Source organism: Flavobacterium sp. WV_118_3 (genome assembly GCF_039778605.1).
Classification (GTDB): domain Bacteria; phylum Bacteroidota; class Bacteroidia; order Flavobacteriales; family Flavobacteriaceae; genus Flavobacterium.
Genome location: NZ_CP156060.1, coordinates 468,611 through 481,676 on the forward strand (window position 1 = coordinate 468,611; position 13,066 = coordinate 481,676).

Sequence of the window (13,066 nt, forward strand, 5' to 3'; positions counted from 1 at the left end):
TTTATTTTTTTGTTTCCAGGTTATTATAAATCCGAATAAAAGTATCTCTTACCAATTGAATAACTTCCGGATCGATATCGCGTACGGCAGTAGAAACAGTCTGATCGACTACTTGCATCGCGCCTTCTTCCAGCGACCGACCTTGTTCGGTTAGGTAAATCAGGTTCAGACGGCGGTCTTTTTTGTCCGGACGGCGTTCGGCTAAGCCTTCTTTTTCCAAATGATCGATTAAACGGGTGATACTGGGTTTGTCGCGATAGGTTTCATCGGCCAGCACTTGTTGGGAACAACCGTCTTTTTTCCATAAAACGGCCAAAATTGACCATTGTTCTTTGGTTAAGTTGATGCCATTGGCTTTAAACTGGTTTAATAAAGCACGATTGAAGGCCGACGGAATGCGACCCGATAGTAAGTTATATAAATTCTCCGTAGTAAAAATGGTTTCCATAACAATGGTTGTTTAAACAACTACAAAAATAAGAACTCCAATGCAGATGACACTACTTTTGTTGAGATTAACAAATTTTTATCAGAAAGAGTTCCTTATAAATGTAAGAATTATTTTTGTAAATAACTGTATTCCAATATTAATTTTTGTTTATACTGTTAGCAGATTACAAAAAAAATATCCGTAGACAACAACGGGTATTGGTATAGTGTAACGATTTAACAAAAGAAAAATGTTTATTTTTTTAAGCGCAAACGATAGATATCGGTTTGGAGTTTTTCGGTATCATTGTCTTCACATAGTAAAAAGGAAATTTCCGCTTCAGAATCGGAATACAAGGTCAGCCCTTCAAATTTATGAGTGTTTGATATCGTTCGGGTAAAATCAATTTTCATTTTTTCGATATCAATTCGTCCGATTACACTTCCCAATACCGCTCCGTCGTTATAGGTCGAATTGGTGTCTTCGGCTGCGGCCAAAAAATAAAGTTTGTCCTGAACCAACGTCGCATCGGTAAAACCAGTACGCACCCCTTTGATTTTCGGTAGTTTTAATTCGCTGAAAATAATATTAAAATCATCCACTAGGTTTTTACCTTCTATCGTAAAAACAATATTTTTTCCGGTTGTACCATTACCCCGGTTAAAAAAGTACCAGCTTTTGCCGTTATACGCCACTCCTTCGATATTAAAATTTTCGGAACTAAGCCCGGAAAAGGTTTGCATGGCCGCATATAAGTCGGAAATATCAACCACCGACACAACTTTTTTGGTCTTTGCATTTACTTTTACCATTTTGTTTCGGTTTGCCGTAGATCCGGAGCCAAAAAGATATAAGGTATCAGCATACGAAGTAATCGCTTCAAAATCGGGTTTGATTTTTTTGGCGATGTTTTCAGCCGGGTTTTCCAATAACGGATGACGTTTTAGTTGTGCGGATTTGGTTTCGTATTCGTATAAATAGGAGCTGTTATCGCTGATTATATTCAAAACGGAAGGATCAAAAATAAGTCCGGAAGCCGATCCGACGCCTATAATTTGAAATAGTAATTCTAAGGTAAATCGATTCATGGTTATGCGCTTAATTAGTACTATAAAAGTCTGCATTATTTTTGAAAGTTGCGAAAAAAGCCGTGATAAATTAGCCGGAATGCCTCTAAATATTCTTATTTTTATAGAAACATCTAATTCACCAGACGTATGAAAACGATTAAGTGCGATGATTTTAGAGTGGACAGTAGCATTAAATTATCTGATTTACCGACTGCTTTAAATATAGATACTTCCGAAAAAAAGAAATCCAAAGCATTGGAAAAAACCAGAGAAAAACTGAGCAAACTTCAGGATAAAATGTATGCACACAATCGCTATGGCGTACTGATTTGTTTGCAGGGAATGGATACTGCCGGAAAAGACAGTCTGATTCGGGAAGTTTTTAAGGAATTTAATTCCCGTGGCGTGGTAGTGCATAGTTTTAAAACACCCAATTCGTCTGAACTGGAACACGATTATTTATGGCGGCATTATATGGCGTTACCGGAAAAAGGAAAGTTCTCGGTTTTTAATCGTACACAATACGAAAATGTACTGGTCACTCGTGTGCATCCGGAATATATATTGAATGAGAATTTACCCGGAATCGAATCGGTAGCCGATATTCCGGCCGATTTCTGGCAAAAGCGGTACGAGCAGATCAATAATTTTGAAAAGCATATTGCCCAAAATGGTACCATTGTTCTAAAGTTTTTTCTGCATTTGAGTAAGGAAGAACAGCGTCAACGCTTGTTACGACGTTTGGACAAAGAGGAGCACAACTGGAAATTTTCACCCGGGGATTTAAAAGAGCGGGCTAGATGGGACGAATACCAACAGTATTATGAAGAAGCTATTAATAATACATCCAAAAAACATGCGCCCTGGTATGTGGTTCCGGCTGATAATAAAGAGACGTGTCGTTATATCGTAGCGAAAACAATATTGGACGAGCTGGAAAAATATACGGACATTAAAGAACCGGAATTGGATCCGGAAATTAAAAAACATATCGCGGTATATCGCGAGGAATTACAAAAGGAATAAAAACAAAAAAAACGCCCGGAGGCGTTTTTTTATTTTACAGCTTCAAATTTTGCCAGTGGCGCCATTCGGGCTTTATTGAGTTGTAACGTTTTACCGTTGTGGTTGTAATTATCTACGGTGCGAAGTACTTCTAAAAAGGCGGTTTCGGTATCGAGATCCGGGCAGGCCATTAAGGTGCCCATTAATTGGGAAAGTTCGATACGGCTTCCTTCTTTAAGCGTATAGGTACCGCCAAAACCATTACAACCACTAAACCCCGAGATGCGATGATCTTTCGCGTCCAGTTGCAGGTAAACATCCTTACCCATTTGGGTTTTCGAAACCGGTTTGCCATTCAATTCGGTCAATTTCCATTTGGTTCCTTCCAGGGAAGCGGTTGCGGTTGTTTTTTTAGCAGTGTTACACCCTACAGATACTAAAGCCAGGGTTAGTAATGATAAAGTTACTTTTTTCATATTCGTTTAATTTTCTGGGACATTCATCTCTTTGTTTAAAACATATTTCTTTGCAAGTGTCCCGGTTATTTTTTTTCCTTCCATGTCCAGCATGGTCAACTGATTGGCACCTACCAAAAACTGACTTGGACCGTCTTTGATATTGTCCAGCTTGACCGTACTGCCATCATCACTCCAGTTGAAGGATCCTGTTACCTGGAGGATGTCGTTCCCTTTGCCCTGATATTTAGTTGTCATCACATACGTTTTATCCCGGTTAAGGGTAACGGTGGTTTCGATACCTTCACAATCGGCACAAGGGGTTACACCTTTATACGTTCCGTCCCAATCCAATACATTTTCACTACTTTTTGCCAGTGACGTGCTACTTTTTTCAGTGTTTGCTCCGTCGCTATCGGCTTTGTTTTCTTTTTTACACGAGGTCATCGCAAAAGCGATACAAGCTACGGCTAGAATTACTTTTTTCATAAGAAGTGATTTATAAGTTGTTGATTATCCAGAGAATTCACTTATAAAGGTAGTGATATTTTACTAACATTTTTGGAATTAATGCTAAAAAAACATAACCATTTTCCTGTTATAATTTAAAGCCGTAGGCCAGGCGGAGCGACAGCTGTCCGGTATTAAAATGGTTGTAATCTTCATAGCGCAGGCTAATGTCGATGTTTTTGGTTGCAATACCAATTCCGGGTGCCCAAAGGAAGGAAGTGCCCATACCGTCTTTGACACCAATACCGGCACCGACTTCACCCAAAACATAAATCTGGTTTCCTAAAAAGGATTTAAAACCCAGTTTGGCCGGAATAAAACCTCCATCTGCATCCTTGCTGAACAAATGGGTATATCCTGTTGTGGCGGCCAACGATGTTTTTTGCGTTAAATCGTATTGCAATCGCGCATCTGCTCCTAAACTGAAGTCGTACGAACTGTTTATCGGAATCCCTCCGTTTAGTCCGAACCCTACACGCCATCCTTTTTCATATCCCTGACTTTGGGCCTGGGAATCTGTCGAGAAGAATAGTGCTGAAGCTATCGCAGTCAGTCCTAAAAGCTTTTTAACATTTTTCATATTTAATACGTTTTATGTTTAACAATATGGATTTTAACAACAATCAGGCCATTTTGTTATTTTTTAAAACTTAATTTTATGTTAATTTAATATAAAATATCGTATTAAAACAGTGTAAAATATTGATTTTTAATATTTTGTATGCTTTTTTGGGCTGGACTGAAAATTACTATTTTTAATGATACTATGGCGTGGCAAGTTCTTACCTTTGCCGGAAAATGGAGTAAAATGAGATTGTCGGTATACACAAAAGAGTTTGGTTATAACCTGCGATTGGCCTACCCGATTATTTTAGGAATGTTGGGGCATACCCTGGTGGCTATCGTGGATAATATTATGGTAGGAAAACTTGGGCCAACCGAATTGGCGGCTGTTTCCCTGGGGAATAGTTTTGTATTTATTGCCATGTCGCTGGGCGTTGGGTTTTCTACGGCCATAACGCCATTGATCGCGGAAGCCGATGGTGAAAAAAGCCTCGAAAAGGGGAGAAGTGTTTTCCATCACGGACTGGTATTGTGTACGATATTGGGAATTTCATTGTTTACGCTGATCTATTTTTCAAAACCGATCATCCGTTTTATGGGACAACCGGAAGAAGTGGTGGAAATGGCAAGACCGTTTCTGGATATTGTCGCTTTTTCGTTGATTCCGCTTATTATTTTTCAGGGGTATAAACAGTTTGCCGATGGAAAGTCGGAAACCAAATATGCCATGTGGGCTACGGTGATTTGTAATGTAGTTCACCTGATCATTAATTATTTTCTGATCTATGGAATCTGGATTTTCCCCAAAATGGGAATTGTCGGAGCGGCTATCGGTACCGTATCGTCCCGTTTTGTAATGCTGATCTATATGCATTATGCCTTAAAAACGAAAGAAAAGTTTAAACCGTATTTTGAAGGATTCAGTTTAGCATCGATCAAAAAATCGATGAGTAAAAAAATTATTGCCTTGGGATTACCGTCTTCGATGCAGATGTTTTTCGAAGTGGCGTTGTTTACCGGAGCCGTATGGCTTTCCGGCCGATTGGGAACAACCAGTCAGGCGGCCAATCAGATCGCGTTGAGTATGGCTTCGTTTACCTTTATGTTTGCTTCGGGATTAAGTGTGGCCGGAATGGTGCGCGTTGGAAATTACAAAGGAATGCAGGATTATAAAAAATTGCAGGTAGTGGCGCGTTCCATTTTCCTGTTGGCAATTATCATTGAGACGATTTTTGCTTTATTGTTTGTAGGTTTACATCAGATATTACCAGCACTTTTTGTCAATGCGAACAGTGCCGCCCATATAGCCGATACCGCTGAAGTAATCCATATTGCTTCCCGTTTACTAATTGTAGCGGCAGTTTTCCAGATTTCGGATGGTGTACAGGTCGCGGTTTTAGGAGCTTTACGTGGCATTCAGGATGTGAAAATCCCGATGTATATTACTTTTGTTGCGTATTGGGTAATCGGATTTCCAATTTCGATTTATCTGGGCTTGTATACCAAATTGGGAGGCGAAGGAATCTGGATCGGATTATTAGCCGGATTAACCACCGCAGCAATATTTTTGTATATTCGCTTTAGCCGTCTGACGCGAAAATTGCTTCTGGATGATGCTAAAGCAGTTACCAAAATTATAAATTAAGAGAATTAAATAAGAACCATATGGAATTACCAAAATTTGTACTGGCCGATAACACCGATTTTCCGGATGATATTTTTATTATCCACCTGGAATACCCTCGTTTTTTGATCAACCTTAAAGATGACTCGATTGAGTTTTTGGAAGAACTGGACGATGAGGATGAGGAAGATATGGAGGCCGAAATGGAAAAATTAATCCAGCTTGCCGGTGAGTTTTACGACCGTGAGATGGAGCGTTACGAAGAGTAAGCCTATTTAAAATAGTTGTCAAGTAATAATTTAGCGGCTGCAAACGGTGATATTTCATTGTTTTGCACCGCTTTTTTGTTTTCCTCCAGTAAGATCTGAATGTCAGGATGGTTATAGAAGTTCTGTTTTAACTGTTCGTTTATCGTTTCCAGTAACCAATATTGGTTTTGTTCTTTTCGTTTCTGATGAAAATAGCCGTTTTCACGGGTGAGTGTAAAGTATTCTTCAATAGTGTTCCAAACGTCCGGAATACCTTCCTGCGTTAAAGCACTACAGGTGGTTACTTTTGGTGACCAACCGGAGTTTTTCATCGGAAATAAATGTAAGGCCCGGTTGTATTCGGTTTTCGCCAGTCGGGCGCGTTTGATATTGTCGCCGTCCGCTTTGTTGATCACAATCGCATCGGCCATTTCCATAATCCCGCGTTTGATCCCTTGTAGTTCGTCTCCGGCTCCGGCCAGATTTAACAACAGAAAGAAATCGACCATACTGTGTACCGCCGTTTCACTCTGACCTACGCCAACGGTTTCGATTAGGATGGTGTCAAATCCGCAGGCTTCGCAAAGAATGATTGTTTCACGGGTTTTACGCGCTACACCGCCAAGGCTTTCTCCTGATGCCGATGGTCGGATATAGGCATTTTCGTCTTTTACCAATTCTTCCATTCGGGTTTTATCACCCAAAATACTACCATGAGAAATTGAACTACTCGGGTCGACAGCCAATACGGCCACTTTCTTACCCAATCCGGTCAGGTATTTTCCAAAAGCTTCGATAAAGGTGCTTTTTCCAACTCCGGGTACACCGGTTATCCCAACGCGTACCGATTTATTGGCATACGGTAAACAGGCTTTGATAATTTCATTGGCTTTTTCTAAATGGGTGGTACTCGTGCTTTCAATTAAAGTGATGGCGCGACTCAATGCAATTTTATCTCCGCTCAAAATCCCGGCAATCAGTTGTTCCGATGTCGGTTGTTGGCGGCGGTATTGCCGGATCTGGGCTACTGAGGCAGAACTGACAATTTCCGGTTGTTCAATACCGTCTTTTTCGTGTAAAGCCGTTGGATGCGATTTCTTGTTTGCCACTGGGATAATTTTGAACTGTAAAATTAAAGAAAAAGTGCACAATATTCAATTCGACTTGAAGATTGTGCACCCTGGGTTATATTAGATGGAAATTAGTAAGCGGCTGTAAAACGTACCTGGTGGTGTTTTGGGTTTTCGGTTTCATCGGCAATAACTACGGCCAAATCCTGAACCGATAAGATACTACGCTGATTGTCATCAAATACCGGGTTGTCCAAACCTAAACGATAGTTACCGGTTCTTCCGGTGGTAATGCCCGGATGCATTTCGAATGCCGGACTAAAGAAAGCCCAATCCAATTCTTTTTCGTCTTTTAGAAAGTTTAGATAATCGCGTGCGGCAGTAGCCCCGGCATGGTATTCTTTTGGAAAATCCGGTGTGTCTACAGCTTGTAATCCAGGAGCAACAAATAAACTTCCGGCGCCGCCAATTACGATATAGCGTTTTACGCCCGATTCTTTTACGGCTTCCTGAATGGCTTTGGAACCGTTGATAAAATCATCGTAAATATTCGGGTTGGTCCATCCGGAATTATAAGCACTGATCACAACATCATGACCGGTTAATACTGTAGCGAGTTCCGAAACGTTAAATATGTCGGCTTTTACCCAGTTTACATTGGTATGAGTTGTTGTTTTCGGATTTCGGGCAATGGCGGTAACCTGATGGTTGCGGTTGCTGATTTCGTCTAAAAGGGTAGAACCTACAAATCCTGTGGCTCCGATAATGGCTACTTTCATGTTTTTATATATAATAAAATTTGTTACAGTTTTGGGTAAAAAAATATCAGAACTGCTCACTGAATTCTTCCAGCGAGATGGACTTCAATTTATTGACAATCGCTATGTTGATGTCGTCATATAAAGCAGTCAGATTACTATTGATTTGTTTGCCAACCGGACATTCCGGGTTCGGATCGTTTTTCGAAAAACCAAAGCTCATCTTTTCGAAAGTCATGTTAAATATTGCTTCCATAGAGATCATAGATGCTGGCTTGATCAGTTTCGTTCCGCCATTTTTTCCCTCTTTGCTTGCTACCAGATGGTGTTTTTTAAGGTTGGCAATTTCTTTGCGAACGAGTACCGGATGAATGTTCAGGCTGCCGGCGATATAGTCCGAAGCCATGTATTCGTCTGGGAATTTTGCTAAGAGCGTTAGTATATGTGTGGTGATGGCAAACTTACCGGTAATCATAACTGTAATAAAATGTATTACAAATTTATATCGCTTCTTTGGAATAAAAAATATTTTGGCTTTTTTTTAAGAAAAATTATTGGCGCGGATTGTCGAAATTTGCACCTTGATACTGCGAATATAATGACGTTTAAACAAAAATATACCCTCCTTTTTATCCTCGCAGGTTTATCGGCTCTGGCTCCTTTCAGCATCGATATGTACCTGCCCGCATTTCCGGCCATAGCGAAAGGACTGCATACGGATATCCCACAGGTTACCCTGTCGCTTACCAGTTATTTTATTGGAATTAGCATCGGCCAGCTTTTCTACGGACCGATTATTGATAAATTCGGACGAAAGAAACCTTTATTACTGGGGTTGTTATTGTTTATCGTGGCTTCGATCGGTTGTGCATTTTCCCCTTCGATTTACTGGTTGATCACTATGCGGGTTGTTCTGGCACTAGGTGGATGCGTCGGTATGGTTGTGAGTAGGGCCGTAGTACGCGATTTGTTTCCGGTTTCGGAGATTGCTAAAATATTTTCTATTCTGATGTTAATCGTAGGTGTGGCTCCGATTCTGGCGCCCTCTATCGGTGGTTGGGTGGTATCGGTTTCCGACTGGCGGTCTATTTTTTATGTGCTGGCGATAATCGGATTGTTGTTGACCCTGGCGGTGTATTTTTATCTGCCGGAGAGTATAAAAGAAAGGACTACGGAACCACTTAATTTTAACAACAGTATCCGTGACTATAAAGCTGTGTTTTTCGAAAAGACCTTTTTATTCTACGCTTTTGCCGGTAGTGCGGCCATGGCGGGGATGTTTGCCTATATCAGCGGATCACCGTTTGCGTTTATGAAGTATTTCGGATTAACAGAAGCGCAGTATGGCTGGGTTTTCGGAATCAATGCGATGGGTTTTATCGCTGGGAGCCAGTTAAACCGTTTACTGTTAAACCGATTAACGTCGTTGCAAATTGTTACGCTGTCCGGAGGAACCTTATTTATTGTGGCTTTGTCGTTGATCACATTATTACAACTGCAATTGTTTACACCCGTAATCCTGATTCTGCACTTGTTTACCTTCCTGTTTTGCCTCGGAATATTAGTACCGAACAGTACGGCAATGGCCTTGGCACCGTTTTCTGAAAATGCAGGTAGTGCTTCGGCATTAATTGGATTTTTGCAGATGGTTTGCGGGGCGATTTTATCGGCAATTGTAAGTGCATTACACGATGAAACCTTGTTTCCAATGGTGGGCGGAATGGCTACTGCCGGGATAGTGGCTTTTGTCATTATTCTGCGTTTGAATAGCAATACTAAAAAAGGAAAAATTAACCCGGCGCCCATACCGGTACCGGTTGCTACTAAAAAGTTATAGAATACCATGAAAACCAATGAAATTGCTTTAGAAGCAAACCAATCGCAGGAACTGCTGCAAAAAACAGCCTATTCAATCTTATTTTCGATCAGTTTTGCGCATTTATTAAACGATTTATTGCAGGCGGTTATTCCGGCTGTTTATCCGATATTAAAAGATGATTTTCAGTTGTCCTTTACACAGATCGGATTGATCACTTTTTCGTATCAGATGGCGGCTTCCATTTTACAACCGTTTGTTGGATTTTATACCGATAAACATCCGAAACCCTTTTCGCAATTATACGGAATGTTGTTTACGTCTGTCGGGATTATTGCCCTTTCATATGCAACCAGTTTTTATATGATCTTGTTAGCTGTGATTTTGGTTGGAATCGGATCGTCCATTTTTCATCCGGAATCGTCCCGGGTTTCGTATCTGGCTTCGGGCGGCAAAAGAGGATTGGCACAATCGATTTTCCAGATCGGTGGAAATGCCGGAACAGCAATAGGACCTTTATTGGTCGCATTATTTGTAGTGCCCAACTCGCAACAGTATATTTTGTGGTTCCTGATTTTTGCAATCATAGCGATGATGGTATTGAGTAGAATTGCATTTTGGTATCGCGATCACCTGAGCCTGCGAAAATCAAAAAAGACAGAACCGGAAATCCTCCATAATCTTTCAAAAGGAAAAGTAAATCTTTCGATCGCGATCCTGTTGTTGCTGATCTTTTCAAAGTTTTTCTATACAGCGAGTATGTCAAGTTATTTTACATTTTACCTGATGGACAAATTCCACGTATCGGTTCAGGATGCACAGTTTCACTTGTTTTTGTTCCTGATGTCGGTGGCGGCCGGAACACTTTTAGGCGGACCGTTAGGGGATAAGTTCGGACGTAAATATGTGATCTGGTTTTCGGTTTTAGGTGTGGCGCCTTTTACGTTGTTGTTGCCTTTTGCCGATTTATTCTGGACCGGTGCATTATCGATGATTATTGGTGTGATCCTATCGTCGGCTTTCCCGGCAATCTTAGTATATGCACAGGAATTATTGCCTAAAAAATTGGGAATGGTTTCCGGATTATTCTATGGTTTTGCCTTTGGAATGGGCGGTTTGGGATCGGCGTTATTGGGTTATCTGGCCGATCATACGAGTATCACGTTTGTGTATCATATTTGCGCTTTTCTGCCTTTGATCGGACTTATTGCGTATTTCCTTCCGAATATTAAGAAGAAATAGTACTTTCACTTAAAATTTAGCGATATGAATCCGGAAATTATAGCAAAGCTTCAGGGAATTGTAGGTGTTTCTTATGTTTTTACCGACGAAGAAACCCGAAATAGTTATGGACATGATGAAACGGAAGATCTGGTATTTCCACCTCAGGTGGTGGTAAAACCGGCTTCGGCTGCTGAAATTTCGGCTATAGTTATTTTGGCAAATGAATATACAATTCCGGTGGTTCCTATTGGTGGGCGTACAGGTTTAAGTGGTGGTGCTTTAAGTATCCATGGTGGCATTGCACTTTCAACCGAACGACTGAACCGGATTTTGGAAATTGATGAAAAAAATCTACAGGTAATCACCGAACCGGCTGTTATTACGCAGATTTTACAGGATACGGTACTGGAAAAAGGTTTGTTTTATCCGGTCGATCCAAGTAGTCGCGGCAGTTGTTTTATCGGTGGAAATGTTGCCGAAAATGCCGGTGGCGCCCGTGCTGTAAAATATGGAGTGACCCAAGATTATGTTCTGAATCTGGAAGTGGTGTTGCCTACCGGTGAGATTATCTGGACGGGAGCGAATACACTGAAAAATTCTACGGGATATAACCTGACACAATTGTTGGTTGGGAGCGAAGGCACGTTGGGAATCATTACCAAAATTGTATTGAAATTACTACCGAAAAACCATCATAATGTATTGATGTTGGTACCGTTTTTTAAAGCGGGTGAAGCCTGCGAAGCGGTATCGGCAATTTTCCGCGCGGGAATTGTACCGAGTGCACTCGAATTTATGGAACGCGATGCAATCGACTGGACGTTACGATTTATCGATGGCATCAATGTCCCGGTAAAAGAAACGATCGAAGCGCATTTACTAATTGAAGTCGATGGAAATTATCCGGATATTTTGTTTGCTGAAGCCGAAAAAATCATGCAGGTATTGGAATCGTTTGAAATTGATGAAATCCTTTTTGCCGATTCCGATGATCAGAAAAATGCATTGTGGAAAATGAGAAGGGGCGTAGCCGAAGCGGTAAAAGCGAATTCGGTTTACAAAGAAGAAGATACCGTTGTACCGCGTTATGAATTACCACGACTTTTGGAGGGAATCAAAATAATTGGAGCGAAATATGGTTTTCAGTCGGTTTGTTATGGTCATGCCGGTGATGGTAATTTACATGTGAATATCATCAAAGGCGCTATGACGGACGAAAACTGGAAAACGGAAGTGCCAAAAGGAATCCGTGAAATTTTTGAGCTAACAGTTGCTTTAAAAGGAACACTTTCCGGAGAACACGGCATTGGTTACGTACAGAAAAACTATATGGATATTGCTTTTAGCGACAAACAGCTGCTGCTGATGAAAGGTATTAAAGCTCTATTTGATCCGAACAACATTCTTAATCCAGGGAAAATATTTCCGGACACACTATAATAACAAAGCTGTCTTATTTAAGACAGCTTTGTTATTTTTATGGATCACACCTGACAAACTTTAAAAACCTGTCAGGTGTGAAAACGGATACTCTATAAAATCCCCTTTTTTATTTTTTAATGATTTTTCTTTTAATCTGTGTGCCATCCGTATTATAGATGCTGACATAATAAATACCTCCGGGATAGTTTGTCAGATCGAATGTGGCTGAGGACGTTTTTAAGATAGATCGCCCATATTGATCCAGTATTTGAATTTCGGAAATAGAATCGTTAGGAGTGATGGTAAACACACCGTCGGAAGGATTCGGATAGAGGTTTATTGTTTTTTGATTTTGAAAGCCATCTTCTATGGATAATTGCTTTGTGACTGTAAATGTACCTAGTGACCACCATTTATAATTTTCTGACTTTGAACCTTTTACTAATAGTATTTTGTAATTACCTTCTGTGTTAATAGAGTGTGTAAAAACACCTCCTTTATAAATATAGTTGGTTGATTTGATGCTATTTTTCTTATCCGAAAAATCAGAGTCAGTATAGGTTTCTTTGGATGGCATAATTATAAACCAAAAGTGAGCTTTTTTTGCCTGGGAAGGAAAACCTTTATAATATAAATTGATACTGGTGTCGGTTTGAATTGATTTTTCAACAGGCTCATAATTGATTTTACCATCCTCATAGTTGATATATATTTTTACTTGTGCTGTTGACGAATAGCCGATTAAAAGATAAAATAAGAATAAAAATTGTTTCATATGATTGAAATGAGAATTGTATTATAAATTTAATGTATAAGATCATACTGTGATTTTTAGATTCTTTTTTGTCTGTTTGTTTAGATGATTTGGCT

The 13,066-nt window shown here is 40.2% G+C and carries 15 protein-coding genes; 6 read left to right on the top strand and 9 right to left on the bottom strand.

Annotated features, from left to right (window positions below; genetic code table 11):
* Position 1: 1 nt before the first annotated feature.
* Together ABFU83_RS02180 and ABFU83_RS02185 are read right to left on the bottom strand one after the other, a co-directional pair.
* Positions 2-448, bottom strand: a complete 447-nt coding sequence (locus tag ABFU83_RS02180; protein ID WP_347068558.1) for a MarR family transcriptional regulator — start codon at positions 446-448, stop codon at positions 2-4.
* 236 nt (positions 449-684) lie between these two features.
* On the bottom strand, positions 685-1,518 hold the full coding sequence (locus ABFU83_RS02185; RefSeq protein WP_347068560.1) for a hypothetical protein: 834 nt from the start codon (positions 1,516-1,518) through the stop codon (positions 685-687).
* Positions 1,519-1,647: 129 nt separating this feature from the next.
* Between ABFU83_RS02185 and ABFU83_RS02190 the strand changes: the two genes are divergently transcribed.
* Positions 1,648-2,526, top strand: a complete 879-nt coding sequence (locus tag ABFU83_RS02190) for a PPK2 family polyphosphate kinase (protein WP_347068561.1) — start codon at positions 1,648-1,650, stop codon at positions 2,524-2,526.
* A gap of 29 nt (positions 2,527-2,555) precedes the next feature.
* Here the strand turns inward: ABFU83_RS02190 and ABFU83_RS02195 are convergent, their stop codons facing one another.
* From ABFU83_RS02195 to ABFU83_RS02205, 3 genes are all read right to left on the bottom strand, one after another.
* Positions 2,556-2,981 carry an META domain-containing protein gene (locus tag ABFU83_RS02195; protein ID WP_347068563.1) on the bottom strand — a complete coding sequence of 142 codons (426 nt, stop codon included), beginning with the start codon at positions 2,979-2,981 and terminating at the stop codon, positions 2,556-2,558.
* Between the two features lie 6 nt (positions 2,982-2,987).
* Entirely contained in the window at positions 2,988-3,449 is a 462-nt protein-coding gene (locus tag ABFU83_RS02200; RefSeq protein ID WP_347068565.1) for a copper resistance protein NlpE, read from the bottom strand.
* Positions 3,450-3,558: 109 nt separating this feature from the next.
* Complete coding sequence (locus ABFU83_RS02205) at positions 3,559-4,050, bottom strand: hypothetical protein (RefSeq protein WP_347068567.1); 492 nt, start codon at positions 4,048-4,050, stop codon at positions 3,559-3,561.
* A 228-nt stretch (positions 4,051-4,278) separates the two neighbouring features.
* Between ABFU83_RS02205 and ABFU83_RS02210 the strand changes: the two genes are divergently transcribed.
* Together ABFU83_RS02210 and ABFU83_RS02215 are read left to right on the top strand one after the other, a co-directional pair.
* Positions 4,279-5,679, top strand: a complete 1,401-nt coding sequence (locus tag ABFU83_RS02210; RefSeq protein ID WP_347070192.1) for an MATE family efflux transporter — start codon at positions 4,279-4,281, stop codon at positions 5,677-5,679.
* A gap of 20 nt (positions 5,680-5,699) precedes the next feature.
* A complete protein-coding gene (locus tag ABFU83_RS02215) occupies positions 5,700-5,927 on the top strand; it encodes a hypothetical protein (RefSeq protein WP_136403318.1) in 228 nt (75 codons plus the stop codon).
* 2 nt (positions 5,928-5,929) lie between these two features.
* Here the strand turns inward: ABFU83_RS02215 and meaB are convergent, their stop codons facing one another.
* The 3 genes from meaB to ABFU83_RS02230 form a co-directional block, all read right to left on the bottom strand.
* The gene (gene meaB / locus ABFU83_RS02220) at positions 5,930-7,015 is read right to left on the bottom strand and encodes a methylmalonyl Co-A mutase-associated GTPase MeaB (RefSeq protein ID WP_347068569.1); all 1,086 of its coding nucleotides are present in this window, start codon (positions 7,013-7,015) and stop codon (positions 5,930-5,932) included.
* Positions 7,016-7,107: 92 nt separating this feature from the next.
* Positions 7,108-7,755, bottom strand: coding sequence for an NAD(P)-dependent oxidoreductase (locus ABFU83_RS02225; RefSeq protein ID WP_347068571.1), 648 nt, complete (start codon positions 7,753-7,755; stop codon positions 7,108-7,110).
* Between the two features lie 46 nt (positions 7,756-7,801).
* Positions 7,802-8,209, bottom strand: coding sequence for an Rrf2 family transcriptional regulator (locus ABFU83_RS02230; protein ID WP_347068573.1), 408 nt, complete (start codon positions 8,207-8,209; stop codon positions 7,802-7,804).
* A 123-nt stretch (positions 8,210-8,332) separates the two neighbouring features.
* On the opposite strand from ABFU83_RS02230, the gene ABFU83_RS02235 reads away from it, so the two are divergent.
* The 3 genes from ABFU83_RS02235 to ABFU83_RS02245 are packed head-to-tail and all read left to right on the top strand — an operon-like array spanning position 8,333 to position 12,214.
* On the top strand, positions 8,333-9,571 hold the full coding sequence (locus ABFU83_RS02235; RefSeq protein ID WP_347068575.1) for a multidrug effflux MFS transporter: 1,239 nt from the start codon (positions 8,333-8,335) through the stop codon (positions 9,569-9,571).
* A 6-nt stretch (positions 9,572-9,577) separates the two neighbouring features.
* Positions 9,578-10,792 (top strand): MFS transporter, encoded by a 1,215-nt coding sequence (locus ABFU83_RS02240; protein WP_347068577.1) that lies wholly within the window; start codon positions 9,578-9,580, stop codon positions 10,790-10,792.
* A 24-nt stretch (positions 10,793-10,816) separates the two neighbouring features.
* Entirely contained in the window at positions 10,817-12,214 is a 1,398-nt protein-coding gene (locus ABFU83_RS02245) for an FAD-linked oxidase C-terminal domain-containing protein (RefSeq protein ID WP_347068579.1), read from the top strand.
* A gap of 109 nt (positions 12,215-12,323) precedes the next feature.
* On the opposite strand, the gene ABFU83_RS02250 is transcribed toward ABFU83_RS02245, so the two are convergent.
* Positions 12,324-12,971: a T9SS type A sorting domain-containing protein gene (locus ABFU83_RS02250; RefSeq protein ID WP_347068580.1), complete on the bottom strand. Its 648-nt coding sequence runs from the start codon at positions 12,969-12,971 to the stop codon at positions 12,324-12,326.
* Positions 12,972-13,066: the final 95 nt, after the last annotated feature.

Excerpts from the sequence above, each read along its gene's own strand:
- ABFU83_RS02180 (WP_347068558.1), bottom strand. The coding sequence starts at position 448 with ATGGAAACCATTTTTACTACGGAGAATTTATATAACTTACTATCGGGT.
- ABFU83_RS02185 (WP_347068560.1), bottom strand. The coding sequence starts at position 1,518 with ATGAATCGATTTACCTTAGAATTACTATTTCAAATTATAGGCGTCGGA.
- ABFU83_RS02190 (WP_347068561.1), top strand. The coding sequence starts at position 1,648 with ATGAAAACGATTAAGTGCGATGATTTTAGAGTGGACAGTAGCATTAAA.
- ABFU83_RS02195 (WP_347068563.1), bottom strand. The coding sequence starts at position 2,981 with ATGAAAAAAGTAACTTTATCATTACTAACCCTGGCTTTAGTATCTGTA.
- ABFU83_RS02200 (WP_347068565.1), bottom strand. The coding sequence starts at position 3,449 with ATGAAAAAAGTAATTCTAGCCGTAGCTTGTATCGCTTTTGCGATGACC.
- ABFU83_RS02205 (WP_347068567.1), bottom strand. The coding sequence starts at position 4,050 with ATGAAAAATGTTAAAAAGCTTTTAGGACTGACTGCGATAGCTTCAGCA.
- ABFU83_RS02210 (WP_347070192.1), top strand. The coding sequence starts at position 4,279 with ATGAGATTGTCGGTATACACAAAAGAGTTTGGTTATAACCTGCGATTG.
- ABFU83_RS02215 (WP_136403318.1), top strand. The coding sequence starts at position 5,700 with ATGGAATTACCAAAATTTGTACTGGCCGATAACACCGATTTTCCGGAT.
- ABFU83_RS02225 (WP_347068571.1), bottom strand. The coding sequence starts at position 7,755 with ATGAAAGTAGCCATTATCGGAGCCACAGGATTTGTAGGTTCTACCCTT.
- ABFU83_RS02230 (WP_347068573.1), bottom strand. The coding sequence starts at position 8,209 with ATGATTACCGGTAAGTTTGCCATCACCACACATATACTAACGCTCTTA.
- ABFU83_RS02235 (WP_347068575.1), top strand. The coding sequence starts at position 8,333 with ATGACGTTTAAACAAAAATATACCCTCCTTTTTATCCTCGCAGGTTTA.
- ABFU83_RS02240 (WP_347068577.1), top strand. The coding sequence starts at position 9,578 with ATGAAAACCAATGAAATTGCTTTAGAAGCAAACCAATCGCAGGAACTG.
- ABFU83_RS02245 (WP_347068579.1), top strand. The coding sequence starts at position 10,817 with ATGAATCCGGAAATTATAGCAAAGCTTCAGGGAATTGTAGGTGTTTCT.
- ABFU83_RS02250 (WP_347068580.1), bottom strand. The coding sequence starts at position 12,971 with ATGAAACAATTTTTATTCTTATTTTATCTTTTAATCGGCTATTCGTCA.